The sequence below is a fragment of the Kitasatospora sp. NPDC058063 genome, assembly GCF_042885395.1.
GTDB classification, from domain to species: domain Bacteria; phylum Actinomycetota; class Actinomycetes; order Streptomycetales; family Streptomycetaceae; genus Kitasatospora; species Kitasatospora lactacystinica.
Genome location: NZ_JBHVSD010000027.1, coordinates 50313 through 68394, shown reverse-complemented (window position 1 = coordinate 68394; position 18082 = coordinate 50313). Strand labels below are relative to the sequence as shown.

General features: G+C 73.5%; 15 protein-coding genes. 10 read left to right on the top strand and 5 right to left on the bottom strand.

The window, feature by feature from the left end; genetic code table 11:
• Positions 1-173: 173 nt before the first annotated feature.
• Positions 174-794 (bottom strand): TetR/AcrR family transcriptional regulator, encoded by a 621-nt coding sequence (locus ACFVUY_RS35090; RefSeq protein WP_387693274.1) that lies wholly within the window; start codon positions 792-794, stop codon positions 174-176.
• 124 nt (positions 795-918) lie between these two features.
• On the opposite strand from ACFVUY_RS35090, the gene ACFVUY_RS35085 reads away from it, so the two are divergent.
• A complete protein-coding gene (locus ACFVUY_RS35085; RefSeq protein ID WP_387736351.1) occupies positions 919-2085 on the top strand; it encodes a macrolide family glycosyltransferase in 1167 nt (388 codons plus the stop codon).
• A gap of 115 nt (positions 2086-2200) precedes the next feature.
• A complete protein-coding gene (hutH, locus tag ACFVUY_RS35080) occupies positions 2201-3778 on the top strand; it encodes a histidine ammonia-lyase (protein ID WP_387736328.1) in 1578 nt (525 codons plus the stop codon).
• A 46-nt stretch (positions 3779-3824) separates the two neighbouring features.
• On the opposite strand, the gene ACFVUY_RS35075 is transcribed toward hutH, so the two are convergent.
• Positions 3825-4250 carry a hypothetical protein gene (locus ACFVUY_RS35075; protein WP_387736327.1) on the bottom strand — a complete coding sequence of 142 codons (426 nt, stop codon included), beginning with the start codon at positions 4248-4250 and terminating at the stop codon, positions 3825-3827.
• Between the two features lie 254 nt (positions 4251-4504).
• Between ACFVUY_RS35075 and ACFVUY_RS35070 the strand changes: the two genes are divergently transcribed.
• Positions 4505-5374: a MurR/RpiR family transcriptional regulator gene (locus ACFVUY_RS35070; RefSeq protein ID WP_224278798.1), complete on the top strand. Its 870-nt coding sequence runs from the start codon at positions 4505-4507 to the stop codon at positions 5372-5374.
• Between the two features lie 84 nt (positions 5375-5458).
• On the top strand, positions 5459-5779 hold the full coding sequence (locus tag ACFVUY_RS35065) for a hypothetical protein (protein ID WP_359906104.1): 321 nt from the start codon (positions 5459-5461) through the stop codon (positions 5777-5779).
• A 1-nt stretch (position 5780) separates the two neighbouring features.
• On the opposite strand, the gene ACFVUY_RS35060 is transcribed toward ACFVUY_RS35065, so the two are convergent.
• On the bottom strand, positions 5781-6353 hold the full coding sequence (locus ACFVUY_RS35060; RefSeq protein WP_387736326.1) for a Uma2 family endonuclease: 573 nt from the start codon (positions 6351-6353) through the stop codon (positions 5781-5783).
• Between the two features lie 171 nt (positions 6354-6524).
• Between ACFVUY_RS35060 and hutU the strand changes: the two genes are divergently transcribed.
• Genes hutU through hutI form a run of 4 tightly spaced genes read left to right on the top strand, consistent with a single transcriptional unit; the run spans position 6525 to position 11953 of the window.
• A complete protein-coding gene (hutU, locus tag ACFVUY_RS35055; protein WP_387736325.1) occupies positions 6525-8192 on the top strand; it encodes a urocanate hydratase in 1668 nt (555 codons plus the stop codon).
• A 20-nt stretch (positions 8193-8212) separates the two neighbouring features.
• Positions 8213-9394, top strand: a complete 1182-nt coding sequence (locus tag ACFVUY_RS35050; RefSeq protein ID WP_387736350.1) for an allantoate amidohydrolase — start codon at positions 8213-8215, stop codon at positions 9392-9394.
• Positions 9385-10746 (top strand): formimidoylglutamate deiminase, encoded by a 1362-nt coding sequence (locus ACFVUY_RS35045; protein ID WP_387736324.1) that lies wholly within the window; start codon positions 9385-9387, stop codon positions 10744-10746. The genes ACFVUY_RS35050 and ACFVUY_RS35045 overlap by 10 nt, the downstream gene beginning before the upstream one ends.
• Positions 10747-10777: 31 nt before the next feature.
• Positions 10778-11953 (top strand): imidazolonepropionase, encoded by a 1176-nt coding sequence (hutI, locus tag ACFVUY_RS35040; protein ID WP_387736323.1) that lies wholly within the window; start codon positions 10778-10780, stop codon positions 11951-11953.
• A 57-nt stretch (positions 11954-12010) separates the two neighbouring features.
• On the opposite strand, the gene ACFVUY_RS35035 is transcribed toward hutI, so the two are convergent.
• Both ACFVUY_RS35035 and ACFVUY_RS35030 read right to left on the bottom strand, forming a co-directional pair.
• Complete coding sequence (locus tag ACFVUY_RS35035) at positions 12011-14038, bottom strand: prolyl oligopeptidase family serine peptidase (protein WP_387736322.1); 2028 nt, start codon at positions 14036-14038, stop codon at positions 12011-12013.
• A gap of 202 nt (positions 14039-14240) precedes the next feature.
• A complete protein-coding gene (locus tag ACFVUY_RS35030; protein ID WP_387693289.1) occupies positions 14241-15764 on the bottom strand; it encodes a peptide MFS transporter in 1524 nt (507 codons plus the stop codon).
• Positions 15765-16093: 329 nt separating this feature from the next.
• Between ACFVUY_RS35030 and ACFVUY_RS35025 the strand changes: the two genes are divergently transcribed.
• Together ACFVUY_RS35025 and ACFVUY_RS35020 are read left to right on the top strand one after the other, a co-directional pair.
• A complete protein-coding gene (locus tag ACFVUY_RS35025; RefSeq protein WP_030058577.1) occupies positions 16094-16768 on the top strand; it encodes a response regulator transcription factor in 675 nt (224 codons plus the stop codon).
• 59 nt (positions 16769-16827) lie between these two features.
• Positions 16828-18072 carry an ATP-binding protein gene (locus tag ACFVUY_RS35020; RefSeq protein ID WP_387693292.1) on the top strand — a complete coding sequence of 415 codons (1245 nt, stop codon included), beginning with the start codon at positions 16828-16830 and terminating at the stop codon, positions 18070-18072.
• Positions 18073-18082 lie beyond the last annotated feature (10 nt).

Genomic DNA, 18082 nt, shown 5'->3' with positions numbered 1-18082 from the left:
AGGGGTCGGCCCCGGTCGGGGCCCGTCGGCGGACCCGGTGACGGCGTGCCGGGCACCTCGCCGTCGGCACGGCTCCCGCGGTGGGTCCGGCGGTGGGTCCGGCGGGCCGTTCACCCGGCCCGCCCTGGTGCCGCTGCTCCGCGTGCCGGTGGCGGTGGTGGCCGTGTGCTGGTTCAGGCGCCGCGACCGCCGTCGGCGGCGGGTGGGGCGAGTGCCCGGAGGGCGGCGTCGACCAGGAGGTCGGCGTGCTCGTGGGTGAGCGGGCCGAGCCGGAACTGCCAGCGGTAGTTGAGCGGGCCGTAGAAGAGTTCGACGGCCAGGTCGAGGTCGGCGTCGGGGGCGATCCGGCCGGCCTCGCGGGCACGGCGCAGGCGGTCGCGGGTGGCCTCCAGCAGCGGGTCCAGCAGGCGGGTGCGGTACTCGGCGTGCAGCGCGGGGTCGTTGAGGATCTCGGCGAGGAGCGCGCGGTAGGTGCGGTCGGCGCCCGGGTCGGCGAGCTCGTCGCTGGTGGGGCGCAGGACGGCGCGGAGGTCGGCGGCGAGGTCGCCGGTGTCGGGGAGGGCGAGGCTGCCCTCGTGCTCGCTCGCGGCGAGGAAGGCGTCGAAGACCACCGCCCCCTTCGAGGGCCACCACCGGTAGATGGTCTGCTTGCCGACGCCGGCGCGGGCGGCGATCGCTTCGATGGTCAGCTTGCCGTAGCCGACCTCGGCGACGAGTTCGGTGGCTGCGGCGAGGACGGCGGCGCGGGCGCGCTCGCTGCGGCGGGCGGGGTCGGGGGCGGTTCTGGACGTCATGGGAAAAATTCTATGCACAACAGCGAGACGAACCGTATTGTCTTCTCAAGCAACCGCGAGACGGTCCGTCTCGTCTTCATCGCTGCCCCCGGAGGTGCCCGTGAACCGCCCCGCACACATCCTGATGGTCTCCATTCCGGCCCATGGCCACGTCAACCCCAGCCTCGCCGTGATCACCGAGCTGGTCGCCCGCGGCCACCGGGTCAGCTACGTCAACGACCCGTCCTTCCGGGAAACCGTCGAGTCCACCGGCGCCGCCTTCGTCCCGTACCCGACGAAGCTGCCGCTCGCCGACGACCCGGACGGCTGGATGGAGGATCCGGTGGCGATCCAGGAGCTGTTCCTGGACGACGCGCTCTCCATGTGGCCCGTCCTCCTGGAGGCCTTCGCCGACGACCGGCCCGACCTGGTGCTCTGCGACATCGCGGGCTTCGCGGCCCGGGCGCTCGGCGAGCGGCTGGGGGTGCCGGTCGTGCAGCTGTCGCCCACCTTCGTCGGCTGGGAGGGCTTCGAGCAGGACCTCGCGGAGGTGTTCGAGGCGATCCGCACCGGTCCGGGCGGCGCCGAGCACTACCGCCGGTTCGCCGACTGGCTGGCCGAGGCCGGTGTGGTGCAGCGCGACGTGGACTCCTTCAAGAACCGCCCGGAGCGGGCGATCGCACTGGTCCCGCGCGCCCTGCAGCCCAACGCCGACCGGGTCGACGAGCGGCGGATCAGCTTCGTCGGGCCCTGCTTCGGCGACCGCGCCCACCAGGGGCGGTGGGAGCGGCCGGCCGGCGCCGAGAAGGTGCTGCTGGTCTCGCTGGGCTCGGCCTTCACCCACCAGCCGGCCTTCTATCGGGCCTGCGTCCGGGCCTTCGGCGAGCTGCCGGGCTGGCACACCGTGCTCCAGATCGGCAGCCACACCGACCCGGCCGAGCTCGGCGAGGTGCCGGACACCGTCGAGGTGCACCGGTGGGTGCCGCAGCTGTCGGTGCTCTCCCAGGCGGACGCCTTCGTCACCCATGCGGGCATGGGCGGCTCCAGCGAGGGGCTGTTCCACGCCGTGCCGATGATCGCGGTGCCGCAGGCCACCGACCAGTTCGCCAACGCGGACGCCCTGGTGGGGCTCGGCGTCGCCCGCCGGCTGGACACCGAGCAGGCCACTGCGGAGGCGCTGCGCGCCGCCCTGCTGGAGCTGGTCGGCGATCCGGCGGTGGCCGAGCGGCTGCGCGAGCTGTCCGCCGCCGGGCGGGCCGAGGGCGGCACCGCCCGGGCGGCGGACCTGATCGAGGCCGAGCTCGCGACGTGACGCGGAGGCGGCGCGGGGGCCGCGGTGTGCGGCGCCGGTCCGGAGGGCGGAGAATCCGGATGGCGAGCACCTGTTGTCATATCTTCATTCACCTGATGTGATGGTGTATATGGATATGCACAGTGCTGTGGCCCCCGACGCTCCGCTGGTCCTGGTCGGCAAGGCCGACGTCAGCGCGGAGGACGTCCTCGCCGTCGCCCGGGGCAACGCCCGGGTCGAGATCGGCCCCGACGCGCTGGCCGAGATGGCGACCGCCCGCGCGCGGATCGACGCCCTCGCGGCCGAGCCGCGCCCCGTCTACGGCGTGTCGACCGGCTTCGGCGCGCTCGCCGTCCGCCACATCAGCCCCGAGCTGCGCGCCCAGCTGCAGCGGTCGCTGGTCCGCTCGCACGCCGCCGGCATGGGGCCGGCGGTCGAGCGCGAGGTGGTCCGCGCGCTGGTGTTCCTGCGGATGAAGACGCTGGCCTCCGGCCGCACCGGCGTCCGGCCGCTGGTCGCCCGGACCATGGCCGCCCTGCTCAACGCGGGCATCACCCCGGTGGTGCGGGAGTTCGGCTCGCTCGGCTGCTCCGGCGACCTCGCGCCGCTGTCGCACTGCGCACTGGTCCTGATGGGCGAGGGCACCGCCACCGGCCCGGACGGCGTGGAGAAGCCCGCCGCCGAACTGCTCGCCGCCGCCGGGATCGAGCCCGTCGAGCTGCTGGAGAAGGAGGGCCTCGCCCTCATCAACGGCACCGACGGCATGCTCGGCATGCTGGTGATGGCCATCGCCGACCTCCAGCGGCTCTTCACCAACGCCGACATCACCGCCGCGATGAGCCTGGAGGCGCTGCTCGGCACCGAGAAGGTGCTCGCCCCCGAGCTGCACGCCCCGATCCGTCCGCACCCGGGCCAGGCGCTGAGCGCCGCCAACATGCTCGCCGTCCTCAAGGACTCCGGCCTCACCGGCCACCACCAGGACGACGCGCCGCGGGTCCAGGACGCCTACTCGATCCGCTGCGCCCCGCAGGTCGCCGGCGCGGGCCGGGACACCCTGGAGCACGCCCGGCTGGTCGCCTCGCGCGAACTGGCCGCCTCGGTCGACAACCCGGTGGTGCTGCCGGACGGCCGGGTGGAGTCCAACGGCAACTTCCACGGCGCCCCGGTCGCCTACGTGCTGGACTTCCTCGCCATCGCCGCCGCCGACCTCGGCTCGATCTCCGAGCGCCGCACCGACCGGCTGCTCGACAAGGCCCGCTCGCACGGCCTGCCGGCCTTCCTGGCCGACGACCCGGGCGTGGACTCCGGCCTGATGATCGCCCAGTACACCCAGGCGGCACTGGTCAGCGAGAACAAGCGGCTCGCCGTCCCGGCCTCGGTCGACTCGATCCCGTCCTCCGCGATGCAGGAGGACCACGTGTCGATGGGCTGGTCGGCCGCGCGCAAGCTGCGCCAGGCCGTGGCCAACCTCGGCCGGATCCTCGCCGTCGAACTCACCGCGGCCGCCCGGGCGCTGGAGATCCGTCAGCAGGCCGACGCGTCGGGCCGCGTCGCCCCGGCCACCGCGGCCGCCATGGCCGCCGCCCGGGAGGCGGGCGTCGGCGGTGCCGGCCGCGACCGCTTCCTCTCGCCCGACCTGGAGGCCGCAGCCGAGCTGGTCGCCTCCGGCGAGCTGGTGCGGGCGGTCGAGCGGGTCACCGGCCCGCTGGCCTGAGACCCGGCCGGCCGGGGTCGTGGCGTCGCCGTGGAGTGACGGGGGCTCAGTCCCAGTCGCTCCGCGGCGAGCGCTCCGCGCGGTCCCGGCGGTTGCGCAGCTCGCCCAGGGCGGCCGCCAGGTTGACTCCGACGATGCCCGCCCAGCAGACCACCAGACCGGCGAAGCCGCCGCTCTCCGGGCTGCCCGCGATCGCCGTCAGCGGGATGCCGAGGACCAGCGAGGTCACCGCGAGCCCGGTGTTGGAGCGCTTGCCCCAGCCCGAACGGCGGGACTGCCCCCGGTGGGGGGACCGCGGCTCGTAGTCGTCCAACCGCTGGGCCACCGACCGCTCGACCCGGGCGTCCAGCCGGGCGTCGAGCCGCTTCATGAAGGAGTCGACGAGTGCGTCCTCGTACTCCTTGCCGAGCTCCTTGCGGGCCTGGAGGGTGGCGTCGAGGTCGCGCCGCAGTTCGTCCTGACGAGTGTCCATGGATCCAGGGTGGGGCCGCCGGGGCCCCCGGTCCATCCGTTCGCAGGAGGAATCCGGGCGGGCTCAGGGACAAATCAGGGTTACCCCGACCCGGTTCGGCCGGCCGCCGGCCCGCCCGACCGGTCCGGCCCGCCCGACCGGTCCGACCCGCGGGGCGTCCCACCGGACGTCCCGCCGTACGAGACGTCTTTGCCAGGTGCGGCCCGCTCCTGCACAGTCGTCGTCCGACCCCCTCGCACCCGGAGGTACCGCTGATGACCGCCACCGACGAGACCGGCAGCGTCGGCCCCTCCGCCCGGCTGCTCCAACTGTTCGAGGGGCACCGGCTGACGCCGACCCAGCGCCGGATCGCCCACTCGCTGGTGCGGCACGCCACCGAGGCGCCGTTCCTGTCCAGCGTCGAGGTCGCCGAACTCGCGGGCGTCAGCCAGCCCTCCGTCACCCGCTTCGCGGTCGCGCTCGGGTACGACGGCTACCCGGCGCTGCGCAAGCAGCTGCGCGAACTCGGCGGCGGCGAACAGGCCGCGCCGGAGACCCCGGACGACGCGGTGCGCAACGAGCACCAGCAGGCCGTGCTCGCCGAGATCGCCCACCTGCGCCACCTCGCCGAACTCCTCGCCGACCCGGAGCCGATCACCCGGGCCGCCCGGCTGCTCGCCGCCTCCCGCCCGCTGCCGGTGCTCGGCCTGCGGGCCGCCTCGGCGCAGGCGCGCGGCTTCGCCTACTTCGCGGCCAAGGTGCACCCGGACATCCGGCTGCTGGACGAGGGCGGCAGCATGCTCGCCGACCGGCTGGAACAGGCCCGGGCGGCCGGGGCCAGCGCACTGCTCTGCTTCGCGCTGCCGCGCTACCCGCGGGAGCTGATGGACGCGCTGACGGTGGCCCGCGAGTGCGGGCTGACGGTGCTCACCGTGGCCGACAGCGCGTTCGCGCCGGTCGCCAAGCTGTCCGACCTGATGCTGCCGGCCGCCGTCGGCACCGGGCTGGTCTTCGACACCGCATGCGCCCCGATGATGCTCGGCCGGGTGCTGCTGCAGTCCATGTGCGACGAACTGCCCGGAGCGGAAGCCCGGTTGGAGGCGATCGAGCAGTCGGCGGCGGCGCGCGGCCTCTTCCTGGAATGAGCGTGGAACAAGCACGGCCCGGAGCGGCGGCGGGGGAGTAGCCGTCACAAACCCGGGCATCCCCTCCTGCAGGGGGTGCCACCCATGCACGTGATCCACGAGATGAAGTTCGTCGCCCGCCTCTCCTCGGGCGCCGACGAATGGTCCTGCCCCGCCTGCGGACGCCGCGTCACCCTGCGGCGCCTGCCCGAACCCGAACTGACCGTCCTCGACCCGGGCGACGAGTCGGCCGTCCACGTCGGCGTCATCGAACCCGACGCCCGCGCCGTCGCGGCCGCCGAGAAGTACGGCCTCGGCCCCGTCCAGAACATCCCCCGCCCGCCGTCCCCGCCCGCCCCGGACGCCGACGACCGCCGCTGGCTCGCCGAGATCGGCATCGACTGGGACGGCGGCGCGGCGGCCTGACTCAGCCGCGCGGCGCGTACAGCGGAAGGCCGGAGGTGTCCAGCTCGGCGGGCAGCGGCGCGGGCAGCGGGACGGCCTCGCCGTACGTGCCGTGCAGGACGCCCTGGTACTCGCCGTCGCGGGGGCGGGTGTGGAGTGTCCAGGCGCCCTTGCGGGGGTCGACCGTGAGGAGGACCGGAACGCCTGCGATCGCGTACCAGCTGGTCCTGGCGGCGATGTGGGTGATGAGCGAGGGGCCGGGAACGACCTGAACGGCGAGAGCGGCACGGCGGGGATCGGCTCGCCGGTCGTCCTCGTTCTCCCATGCGACGGGCAGCACGATCAGGTCGGGGGTGGCGCAGTCGTCCTCGTCGTCCGGTAGGGCGACCGATGACGACTCGTGGGCGCCGAGGTTCGCGGGCAGCTGCGGTCCGAGGTCTTCGCGCAGGTGGCGCACTGTGCCGGCGTGTTTCCCTCGGCGGGGAGGCGACATCAGCAGCGTGCCGCCGATGATCTCGACCTGCAGCCCGGTGCGCCGCTCGATCCCTTCGGCGGTCCGGCGCAGCCTGCCGGAGCGTGCCGGAACAGCTGCCATGGCGTCCTCCACTGGGCCGATCGGCTGGTGCTTCCGGCCGCAGGCTACTGGCGGCAGGCGCTCCGGTTCGGGCGTTGATCGGATGCTTTCGGGGTCTGGTCGAAAGCCGACTGTTTAGTTATATTCAATCGAACATAGCTTGAATGAATCCATCCGCAGGGAGGCCGAACTATGGTGCAGCAGGCGAGCGGGCCGCGTGAGGTGCGCGCGGCGCGTGGGACGGGGCTGACGGCGCAGGGGTGGCAGCAGGAGGCGGCCCTGCGGATGCTGATGAACAACCTCGACCCGGAGGTGGCCGAGCACCCGTCCAAGCTGGTGGTCTACGGCGGCACGGGCAAGGCCGCGCGGGACTGGCGCTCCTTCGACGCCATGGTGAGGACGCTGGAGGGCCTGAAGCAGGACGAGACCATGCTGGTCCAGTCCGGGCGGCCGGTCGGCGTGATGCAGACCCACGAGTGGGCGCCGCGCGTGCTCATCGCCAACTCCAACCTGGTCGGCGACTGGGCCAACTGGGAGGAGTTCCGCCGGCTGGAGAGCCTCGGGCTCACCATGTACGGCCAGATGACCGCCGGCTCGTGGATCTACATCGGCACCCAGGGCATCCTCCAGGGCACCTACGAGACCTTCGCCGCCGTCGCCAACAAGCGGTACAACGGTTCGCTGGAGGGCACCATCACCCTCACCGCCGGCCTCGGCGGGATGGGCGGCGCCCAGCCGCTGGCCGTCACCATGAACGGGGGCGTGGCGATCTGCATCGACTGCGACCCGTCCCGGATCTCCCGCCGGATCGAGCACCGCTACCTGGACGTCGAGGCCAAGAACCTCGCGCACGCGCTGGAGCTGGCCACCGCGGCCCGCGACAAGAAGCAGCCGCTCTCCATCGGCCTGCTGGGCAACGCCGCCGAGCTCTTCCCGCAACTGCTCGCGATGGACGCGCCGATCGACATCGTCACCGACCAGACCAGCGCCCACGACCCGCTGAGCTACCTGCCGATCGGCGTCGCCTTCGACGACATGGCCACCTACGCGGCCGAGAAGCCCGCGGAGTTCACCACCCGCTCGCGCGAGTCGATGGCCAAGCACGTCGAGGCCATGGTCGGCTTCCTGGACCGCGGCGCCGAGGTCTTCGACTACGGCAACTCGATCCGCGGCGAGGCCCAGCTGGCCGGCTACGACCGCGCCTTCGCCTTCCCCGGCTTCGTCCCCGCGTACATCCGCCCGCTGTTCTGCGAGGGCAAGGGCCCGTTCCGCTGGGCGGCCCTGTCCGGCGACCCGCAGGACATCGCCAAGACCGACAAGGCCGTGCTCGACCTCTTCCCGGAGAACGAGTCGCTGCACCGCTGGATCAAGATGGCCCAGGAGAAGGTGCACTTCCAGGGCCTGCCCGCGCGCATCTGCTGGCTCGGCTACGGCGAGCGCGACAAGGCCGGCGAGCGCTTCAACGACATGGTCGCCTCCGGCGAGCTGTCCGCGCCGATCGTCATCGGCCGCGACCACCTGGACTGCGGCTCGGTCGCCTCCCCGTACCGGGAGACCGAGGCGATGCTGGACGGCTCGGACGCGATCGCCGACTGGCCGCTGCTCAACGCCATGGTCAACGTGGCCTCCGGTGCCTCCTGGGTCTCCATCCACCACGGCGGCGGCGTCGGCATCGGCCGCTCCATCCACGCCGGCCAGGTCACCGTGGCCGACGGCACGCCGCTGGCCGGTGAGAAGATCCGCCGGGTGCTCACCAACGACCCGGGCATGGGCGTCATCCGGCACGTCGACGCCGGCTACGACCGCGCCGACGAGGTCGCCGCCGAGCGCGGGGTTCGCGTCCCGATGGGTGAGCTGTGACAGCACCCTCGTTCGAAGAGATGTGGGCGGAGCTGCTCCCCGTGGGCCGCTCCGCCACCTCCGGCGGCTACCGCCGCTTCGCCTGGAACTCCGCCGACGCCGAGTGCCGCGCCTGGTTCGAGCAGCAGGCCCGCAGCCGCGGCCTGACGTACGAGCTGGACCGCAACGGCAACCAGTGGGCCTGGCTGGGCGACCCGAACGGGCAGGGGGCGGTCGTCACCGGCTCGCACCTGGACTCCGTCCCGGACGGCGGGGCCTTCGACGGCCCGCTCGGGGTGGTCTCCTCCTTCGCCGCGCTGGACGAACTGCGCGCCCGGGGAACGGAGTTCACCAGGCCCCTGGCGATCGTCAACTTCGGCGACGAGGAGGGCGCCCGGTTCGGGGTGGCCTGCATCGGCTCCCGGCTGACCGCCGGGGTGCTGTCCCGCGAGGCCGCGTACGAGCTGCGCGACGCCGACGGCCTACGGCTGCCCGACGCGATGGAGAAGGCCGGCTACGACCCGACCGCGATCGGCGCGGACGACGACCGGCTGGCCCGGATCGGCGCCTTCGTCGAGCTCCACGTCGAGCAGGGCCGCTGCCTCGCCGAGGAGCAGCCGGTCGGCGTGGCGGGCGCGATCTGGCCGCACGGCCGCTGGCGGTTCGACTTCCACGGCGAGGCCAACCACGCCGGCACCACCCGGATCGAGGACCGCCGCGACCCGATGCTGACCTACGCCAACACCGTGCTCGCCGCCCGCAAGAAGGCCAAGCTGGCGGGCGCGCTGGCCACCTTCGGGAAGGTCGCGGTGGAGCCCAACGGCACCAACGCGATCGCCTCGCTGGTGCGCGGCTGGCTGGACTCCCGGGCCGCCGACGAGCGCACCCTGACCGAGCTGGTCGCCGAGATCGAGCGGGCCGCCGCCGAGCGCGGCGAGCGCGACGGCGTCCGGGTCGAGCTGACCCGCGAGTCCTACACCCCGGTGGTGGACTTCGACGGGCCGCTGCGCGACCGGCTCGCCAAGCTGCTGGACGCCCCGGTGCTGCCCACCGGCGCGGGACACGACGCCGGCATCCTGGCCTCCGCGATCCCGACCGCCATGCTGTTCGTGCGCAACCCCACCGGCGTCTCGCACTCCCCGGCCGAGCACGCCGAGCAGGCCGACTGCCTGGCCGGGGTCGCCGCCCTCGCCGACGTACTGGAGGACCTGGCGTGCCAGTGAACGAGCACGTGCGCTACTGGGCGCAGTACGCCTGGCTGCCGCACGACAACGGGCCGGTGGTCGAGCCGGACGTGCTGATCACCACCGGCCCCGGCGGCACGATCGCCGCCGTCACCCCGGACAGCGGCCCCTGCCCGCCCGACGCCGTCCGGCTCGACGGGCTGCTGCTGCCCGGTCAGGCGAACGCCCACTCGCACGCCTTCCACCGGGCGCTGCGCGGGCACGTCCAGGTCGGCTCCGGCACCTTCTGGACCTGGCGCGACACCATGTACCGGTTCGCCGGTGCGCTGGACCCGGACCGCTACCTGGAGCTCGCGACCGCCGTCTACGCCGAGATGGCGCTGGCCGGCATCACGGCCGTCGGCGAGTTCCACTACCTGCACCACGCGCCCGGCGGCGCCCGCTACACCGACCCGAACGCGATGGGCGAGGCGCTGATCGAGGCCGCCGCCCGGGCCGGCATCCGGATCACCCTGCTGGACACCTGCTACCTCTCCTCCGGCTTCGGCGCCGAGCCGACCAGGCCGCAGCTGCGGTTCAGCGACGGCGACGCGGAGGCCTGGGCGGTCCGGGCGGACGCGCTCAAGCCGCGCGAGCACGCCCGGATCGGCGCCGCCGTCCACTCGGTGCGGGCCGTCCCGGCCGAGCAGCTGGGCACCGTCGCGCACTGGGCGTCGGTGCGCGGGGCGCCGCTGCACGTCCACCTCTCCGAGCAGACCGCCGAGAACGACGCCTGCCTGGCCGCGCACGGGGTCACCCCGACGAGGCTGCTCGCCGACCACGGCGCGCTCGGCCCGCGCACCTCGGCCGTGCACGCCACCCACCTGACCGACGAGGACGTCCGGCTGCTCACCGACTCCTCCACCACGGTCTGCATGTGCCCCACCACCGAGCGGGACCTCGCGGACGGCATCGGCCCGGCCCGCCGGCTGGCCTCGGCGGGCTCCCCGATCACCCTGGGCAGCGACAGCCACGCGGTGATCGACCCGTTCGAGGAGGCCCGCGCGCTGGAGCTGGACGAGCGGCTGCGCACCCGCACCCGCGGCCACTGGACGGCGAACGCGCTGCTGCGGGCCGGGACCGAGGACGGCCACGCCTCGCTCGGCTGGCCGGAGGCCGGACGGATCGAGGCCGGGGCGCTCGCCGACTTCACGGTGATCGCGCTGGACACCGTCCGCACGGCGGGACCGCCGCCCCGGCTCGGCGCCGAGATCGCGGTCTTCGCGGCCTCGGCGGCGGACGTGCGGCACGTCGTGGTCGGCGGCCGGCACGTCGTCCGGGACGGCGTGCACCGGCTGGTGGTCGACGTGCCGGGCGCGCTGCGCTCCGCGATCGGCGCGCTGGACTACTGACCCCGTTCAACTCCCTTCGGAAGGCGTTGTCTTGAGCACCACGACCACCCTGATCACGGGCATCGGCAGCCTGGTCACCAACGACCCCGGGCAGGGCGCCGGGCCGCTCGGCCTGCTCACCGACGCGGCCGTGGTGGTCGACGGCGGCACCGTCGCCTGGGTCGGCCCGGCCGCGCAGGCCCCGGCGGCGGACGAGCGCTTCGACGCCGGGGGCCGGGCCCTGCTGCCCGGCTTCGTCGACTCGCACGCCCACCTGGTGTTCGCGGGTGACCGCACCGCCGAGTTCAACGCCCGGATGTCCGGGCAGGCGTACTCGGCGGGCGGCATCCGCACGACGGTGGCGGCTACGCGGGCCGCTTCGGATGCCGAACTGGAAGCCAATCTGGTGCGGTTCGTCCGGGAGGCGCTGCGGCAGGGCACCACCACCATCGAGTGCAAGTCCGGCTACGGGCTGACGGTCGAGGACGAGGCGCGGGCGCTGCGGATCGCCGCCGGGTACACCCCGGAGACCACCTATCTGGGCGCTCACGTGGTCGCCCCCGAGTACGCCGAGGACCCGGCCGGCTACGTCGACCTGGTCACCGGCGAGATGCTGGACGCCTGCGCCCCGCACGCCCGTTGGGTGGACGTGTTCTGCGAGAAGGGCGCGTTCGACGGGGACCAGGCGCGGGCTGTTCTGACGGCGGGGATCGAGAAGGGCCTCACGCCGCGCGTGCACGCCAACCAGCTCACCTACGGGCCGGGCGTGCAGCTCGCGGTGGAGCTGGGAGCCGCCTCGGCGGACCACTGCACCCATCTGACGGACGAGGACGTGGCGGCGCTGGCCGGCTCGGCGACGGTCGCCACCCTGCTGCCGGGCGCGGAGTTCTCCACCCGCGCCGAGTACCCGAGCGGGCGCCGGCTGCTGGACGCGGGCGCGGTGGTGGCGCTGTCCACGGACTGCAACCCGGGCTCCAGCTTCACCAGTTCGATGGCGTTCTGCATCGCGGTCGCGGTGCGGGAGATGGGGATGACCCCGGACGAGGCGGTCTGGGCGGCCACCGCGGGCGGCGCCCGGGCGCTGCGGCGCACGGACGTCGGGGTGGTCGCCCCCGGGGCCCGCGCGGACCTGCTGCTGCTGGACGCGCCCTCGCACGTCCACTTGGCCTACCGCCCGGGCGTGCCGCTGACGGCGGCGGTCTGGCGGGCGGGCGTGCGCGAGCTCTGAGGACACGTCCGTGGAAGGCCCGCCCCCCGGTCCTGCGACCGGGGGGCGGGCCTTCGCTCATGCCAGGCCCAACGAGCGCCGCAGGAAGTGCAGTTCGTGGGTCAGCAGGTGCTCGACCACCGCCTCGTCGGTGGGCCGGTGGCCGGTGGCGCGCAGCGGGAGGACCTCGTGCGGGCGGCCGGCGGCGAGCAGGGCGGCGGACAGCCGCAGGGTGTGGGCCGGGTACACGTTGTCGTCGGCGAGGCCCTGGATCAGCAGCAGCGGGCGGCGGAGCTCCGGCGCCAGGGCGATCAGCGAGCCGCTGTCGTAGTGCTCGGGGTGCTCGTCGGGGTGGCCGAGGAAGCGCTCCTGCCAGTGGGTGTCGTAGAACCGCCAGTCGGTGGGCGCGGCTCCGGCGGAGGCGGCGTGGAAGACGTCCGGGCGGCGCAGTACGGCGAGCGCGGCGAGGTAGCCGCCGTAGGACCAGCCGCGGATGGCGACCCGGTCGAGGTCGAGCAGCCCGGGCCGCAGCCGGTCGGCCGCCCGCAGGCCCTCGACCTGGTCGTCGAGGGCGGGCCCCGCCTTGTCGCCGTGGATCGCCTTTTCCCAGCGCGGCCCGCGCCCGGGGGTGCCGCGGCCGTCCACCACGAGGACCGCGAAGCCCTGGTCGGCGAACCACTGGGAGACCTGGTCCCACCACAGGCCGCCGGTGGTGGCCTTCTGCATGGCGGGTCCGCCGTACGGGTCGAGCAGGACGGGCAGCGGGCCGTCCCCGGGGCGGTGACCGGCGGGCAGGAAGAGCGTGGCGCGCAGCTCGCGCGGGCCGAGCCGGAGCGGTTCGGGCCGGGCGGTGACGACGGGCGGCTCGGCGTGCGAGGTGAGCGGGTGGGGTGTCGAGCCCTCGCGCAGGACGGTGGAGCGGCCACCGGGGTGCCCGGGGGTGTGGGTGGTGAGGACCAGCGTGCCGCCGCGCCGCACCCCGGTGTGCAGGCCGGGGCCGCTGCTGAGCCGCCGTGGGCCGGTGTCCGGTCCGTACGTCCAGAGGTGGGTCTCGGTGGGTTCGTCGGAGGCGGTGAACAGGACCTGCTCGCCGTCCGTCCCGAGCACCGCGCGCAGCTGGAGCCCGGGCGGGGTGACCGGCTTGCCGTCGACGGTCAGGTGCCGGGTGTCGCCCAGGTCGGCGGTGTCCACCAGGGCGCCGCCCCCGGTGCGGGTCGGCAGGCCGGGGAGCAGCTCGATCCAGTGCGCGTCCTGCCGCTCGGCGAGTACCCGGGTGGCGCCGTCCGGCTCGATCGCCAGGGTGCGGACGGTGCGCTGGTCACGGCTCTGCACGGCGGCGTACGGGCCGTGGCCGTCCCAGCCGGCGGCGGTGAGGTACTCGAAGGCGGCGCGGTCCCAGCGGACCCCGGTGTCCGTGCCGTCGAGGCCGAGCAGCCGCAGTGAGACCTCGGCGTTGGCGGTGCCGGCCAGCGGGTAGCGGACGGTGCGCGGCGGGCGGTGCGGGTCGGCGGGGTCGGCCACGAAGAGGCGGGCGAGCGGGCGGTTGTCGACCCGGGCGACCAGCAGCGCGGTGCCGTCGGGGGACCACCAGTGGCCGCGGTCGCGGAACATCTCCTCGGAGGCGACGTACTCGGCGAGCCCGTAGGAGACGTCCTCGGCCTCGGGTTCGGCGAGCGGACGGTCGTCCGTGCCGTCGACGCCGACCACCCGCAGGGCGCCGCCGGTGACGTAGGCGATCCGGCGGCCGGCCGGGTCGAGCCGGGGGTCCTGCGGCGGGCCGGGGACGGGGACGGCGCGGACGGTGCCGCGGGCGGTGTCGGCCAGCCACAGGGCGCCGTCCAGTGCGAAGGCGGCGAGCGCGCCGGCGGCGTCGGTGCTGTACCCGGCGATGCCCTCGGCGGCGCCCAGCACGGCCGGGTCCGCGATCAGCCGTTCCTCGCCGGTGGCGGTGTCCAGGGCCCAGAGGCAGGCGAGCGGGTCGGTGCCGGACCGGCCGCGCAGGAAGAGCACGGTGGCGCCGTCCGGCGCGGGCTCAGGCCGGACGGGGACGCCCAGGGTGAACTGCCGGGTGCGGGCCAGCTGACGGGGTAAGGAGAGGGTCGTCATGCGGGGCACCATAGGCACGGCCGCCGGGCCCGTGTCGAGCGCATAACGCCCGGCGGCGGCCTCGGCGGCCTCGGCGGGCGGGCAGCCGGGGTGGCCGGGCGGCCGGGGCGGAGGACGGGCAGGGCCGGGAAAGACGGCCGGGGCCGCCGCGAATCTCAGGAATCCACGGCGGCCCCGGAGTCGTGAGCCGTAGGCCGGTCCGTCAGCGCACGTCGCCCATGAGGGCCTGGACGCGCTTGCGGTAGCCGAAGACGGCGAGCCCGGCGAGGACGGCGAGCGACGCCTGCATCGCGATGATCCCGTTGCCGTCGAGGTTGACGCCGGCCAGCGAGAGCAGGCTGGTGGTGCAGTCACCGGCGGTGACGGCGAGGAACCAGACGCCCATCATCTGGGAGGCGTACTTCTGCGGCGCCATCTTGGTGGTGACCGAGAGGCCGACCGGGGAGAGGCAGAGCTCACCGATGGTCTGGATCAGGTAGATCGAGACGAGCCACAGCGGGGAGACCATGGTGCCGCCGTCCGCCATGTTCATCGGGATGATGAAGATGAAGAACGAGGCGCCGACCAGGACCAGGCCCATCGAGAACTTCACGATGGTGTTCGGCTCCTTGTTGCGGCGGGAGAGCCACAGCCACAGCCAGGCGAACACCGGCGCGAGCGCCATCACGAACAGCGGGTTGAGCGACTGGTACCAGGTGGCCGAGAAGCCGAAGCCGAACAGGCTGTCGGCGGTCTTCTTGTCGGCGAACAGGGAGAGGGTCGACCCGCCCTGGTCGTAGATCATCCAGAAGATGGCGGCCGCGGCGAAGAACCAGATGTAGGCGGACATCTTGGACTGCTCGCCGGCGCTGAGGTCCTTGTCGCGCTTGATCCGGACCAGCACGGCGATCGGGATGAGCAGACCGGCCAGGGTGAGCGGGACGAGGGCCCAGTTCAGGGTGTAGACGCCCAGCCCGACGATCACGGCGTAGAAGACGGCGACGGCGGCGACGGTGATGCCGCCCTTGACCAGCAGGCTGTTGCGCTCCGCGGGCTTGAGCGGGTTGGGGACCTTGCTGCTCTTGGGGCTCAGGTGGCGGCTGCCCAGCAGGAACTGCACCAGGCCGAAGGCCATGCCGACCGCGGCGATGCCGAAGCCCAGGTGCCAGCTGTACTCCTTGCCGATCGTCCCGATGATGAACGGGGCGACGAAGGCACCGAGGTTGATGCTCATGTAGAAGACGGTGAAGCCACCGTCGCGGCGCGGGTCCTCGGGGCCGTTGTAGAGCTGGCCGACCATCGTGGAGATGTTGGCCTTCAGCAGCCCGGAGCCGAGCGCGACCAGGAGCAGGCCGAGGAAGAACGCCGCCTGGCCCGGGACGGCCAGCGCGATGTGGCCGAACATGATCACGAACCCGGCGATGGCGACGGTCTTGCGGGCGCCCCAGACCCGGTCACCGAACCAGCCGCCGGGGTAGGCCATGAGGTAGACCATCGAGACGTAGACGGAGTAGATCGCCGTCGCCGTCGTCGCCGTCATGGCGAGGCCGCCGCCCTGGCTGCCCACGGCGGCGTCGGCGCCACCGGAGACCAGGTAGTAGATGAGCAGGGCGCGCATGCCGTAGTAGGAGAAGCGCTCCCACATCTCGGTCATGAACAGGGTGGCAAGACCTCGGGGATGCCCGAGGAAGGTCTTGCCGCCGGGAGAGGCCGACGTCATGTCGGCGTCCAGGGTCTTCGACGCCATGAGTAGTGGTTCCTTGCCTGACAGCGTCCGCCTAGGGGGGTGGCGGCGGACGTGGACGAAACCACTCTACGTGGCGACATTTGGCTTTATCAGATGACAAAAGCCTTGAATCAGGTATGGGAATGGCAAAGTCGGCGCCAGATCTTCCCGATCTATCGATGGTAGATGGGCGCGTCTTCCTTCGGTTTCAAGATCCAAACGGAGATTCTTCACCGAACGGCCGGTCAGCTACGGCCCGTTGGGTGCAATCGGGGCCTTGTATAACGATCACGCTCTGTGAACTACCTCACAGGGCGTCCGGCGTTACCCCGGCGGACTACCATCACCACATGACCTGTGTGCTGCTCGCCGAGGACGATCCGGCGATCTCCGAACCGCTCGCCCGGGCCCTGCGACGCGAGGGCTATGAGGTGCTCGTCCGCGAGGACGGTCCGACCGCACTGGCCGCGGGCCTCACCGAGGAGGTCGACCTCGTCGTCCTGGACCTCGGCCTGCCCGAGATGGACGGCCTGGAGGTCTGCCGCCGCCTGCGTGCCGACGGCAAGAGCTGCCCCGTCCTGGTGCTCACCGCCCGCGCGGACGAGGTGGACACCGTGGTCGGCCTGGACGCCGGTGCCGACGACTACGTCACCAAGCCCTTCCGCCTGGCCGAACTGCTCGCCCGCGTCCGGGCCCTGCTCCGGCGCGGCAACGTCGACCAGCTCACCACCGGCGCGCACGGTGTGAAGATCGACATCGAATCCCACCGCGCCTGGCTCGGCGACGAGGAACTCACCCTCTCCGCCAAGGAGTTCGAGCTGCTGCGGGTCCTGGTCCGGGACGCCGGCCGGGTGGTCACCCGCGAGGAGATCATGCGGCAGGTCTGGGACACCACCTGGTGGACCTCCACCAAGACCCTGGACATGCACATCTCCTGGCTCCGCAAGAAGCTCGGCGACGACGCGGCCAACCCCCGCTACATCGCCACCGTGCGCGGAGTCGGGTTCCGGTTCGAGAAGAATTAGTCCCTGACGGAGAACGGGCCCTCGGCCCGCGGCAGTGGAACACCCCGGGGAGCGGCAGCGTGAAACGCAGGATGATCAACTCGCTGCTGGGCGTCGTCCTGGTGGTCGTCGTGGTGTTCTGCGTGCCGCTCGCCCTGGTCGAGAAGCGGACCATCGTCAACTCGGCCCAGGACCGGGTGGACGCGGCCGCCGTCCGGGTGCTCGCCCTGGTCGAGAGCCGGCTCGCCGCGGGGGAGCCGGTCACCGGGCGGGCCTTCGAGAGCCAGATCACCGAGGGCAGCTACGTCGAGGTGCAGGTGCCCGGCCAGCCGGTGGTCTCCGCGGGCGAGCGCCCCGCCGGGAACCACCTGCTGAAGGCCGTCGAGCGCGGCAACAGCGGCGAGACCGTCACCGTCGAGCAGTCCCGCGAGGACGTCGACCACGAGATCGCCAACAACCTGCTGCTGCTCGGCGTGGTCGCCCTGCTCGCTGTCCAGGCCGCGGTGGCCCTCGCCGTCTGGCAGGCCAAGCGGCTCGCCCGGCCGCTCACCGACCTCGCCGAGACCGCCGAGCGGCTCGGCTCCGGCGACCCGCGCCCGCGCGACCGCCGCTACGGGGTGCCCGAGCTCGACCGGGTCGCCGAGGTGCTGGACACCAGCGCCGAGCGGATCGCCCGGATGCTCACCGCCGAGCGCCGGCTCGCCGCCGACGCCTCGCACCAGCTGCGCACCCCGCTCACCGCGCTCTCCATGCGGCTGGAGGAGATCACCGCCCTCGCCGAGGAGCCGGAGACGGTCAAGGAGGAGGCGACCATCGCCCTCCAGCAGGTCGAGCGGCTCACCGACGTGGTCCAGCGGCTGCTCACCACCCAGCGCGACCCGCGCAGCCCCACCGCCGTCGCCTTCGACCTCGACGAGGTGATCAAGCAGCAGGTGGAGGAGTGGGGCCCGACGCTGCGGGAGCAGGGCCGGGTGCTCTCCCTGGAGGGGCTGCACGGGGTCACCGCGGTCGGTACCCCGGGGACGGTCGCCCAGGTGCTGGCCACCCTGATCGAGAACTCGCTGATGCACGGCGCCGGGACGATCACCCTGCGGGTCCGGCCGTCCGGCACCTCGGCGGTGGTCGAGGTCCAGGACCAGGGCGCGGGCGTGCCGGCGGACCTCGGCAACCGGGTGTTCGAACGCGCGGTCAGCGGGCGCAACTCCACCGGCATCGGTCTGGCCGTCGCCCGCGACCTCGCGGAGGCGGACGGCGGGCGGCTCGAACTGCTCTCGCTGAAGCCGGCGGTGTTCGCGCTCTTCCTCGGACGCAGCCACCAGGACTGAACGGGCCCGG

Coding starts and splice junctions, on each gene's coding strand:
- ACFVUY_RS35090 (WP_387693274.1), bottom strand. CDS start 794: ATGACGTCCAGAACCGCCCCCGACCCCGCCCGCCGCAGCGAGCGCGCC.
- hutU (WP_387736325.1), top strand. CDS start 6,525: ATGGTGCAGCAGGCGAGCGGGCCGCGTGAGGTGCGCGCGGCGCGTGGG.
- ACFVUY_RS35075 (WP_387736327.1), bottom strand. CDS start 4,250: ATGGACACTCGTCAGGACGAACTGCGGCGCGACCTCGACGCCACCCTC.
- hutH (WP_387736328.1), top strand. CDS start 2,201: ATGCACAGTGCTGTGGCCCCCGACGCTCCGCTGGTCCTGGTCGGCAAG.
- ACFVUY_RS35060 (WP_387736326.1), bottom strand. CDS start 6,353: ATGGCAGCTGTTCCGGCACGCTCCGGCAGGCTGCGCCGGACCGCCGAA.
- ACFVUY_RS35025 (WP_030058577.1), top strand. CDS start 16,094: ATGACCTGTGTGCTGCTCGCCGAGGACGATCCGGCGATCTCCGAACCG.
- ACFVUY_RS35085 (WP_387736351.1), top strand. CDS start 919: ATGGTCTCCATTCCGGCCCATGGCCACGTCAACCCCAGCCTCGCCGTG.
- ACFVUY_RS35070 (WP_224278798.1), top strand. CDS start 4,505: ATGACCGCCACCGACGAGACCGGCAGCGTCGGCCCCTCCGCCCGGCTG.
- ACFVUY_RS35065 (WP_359906104.1), top strand. CDS start 5,459: ATGCACGTGATCCACGAGATGAAGTTCGTCGCCCGCCTCTCCTCGGGC.
- ACFVUY_RS35050 (WP_387736350.1), top strand. CDS start 8,213: ATGTGGGCGGAGCTGCTCCCCGTGGGCCGCTCCGCCACCTCCGGCGGC.
- ACFVUY_RS35035 (WP_387736322.1), bottom strand. CDS start 14,038: ATGACGACCCTCTCCTTACCCCGTCAGCTGGCCCGCACCCGGCAGTTC.
- ACFVUY_RS35030 (WP_387693289.1), bottom strand. CDS start 15,764: ATGGCGTCGAAGACCCTGGACGCCGACATGACGTCGGCCTCTCCCGGC.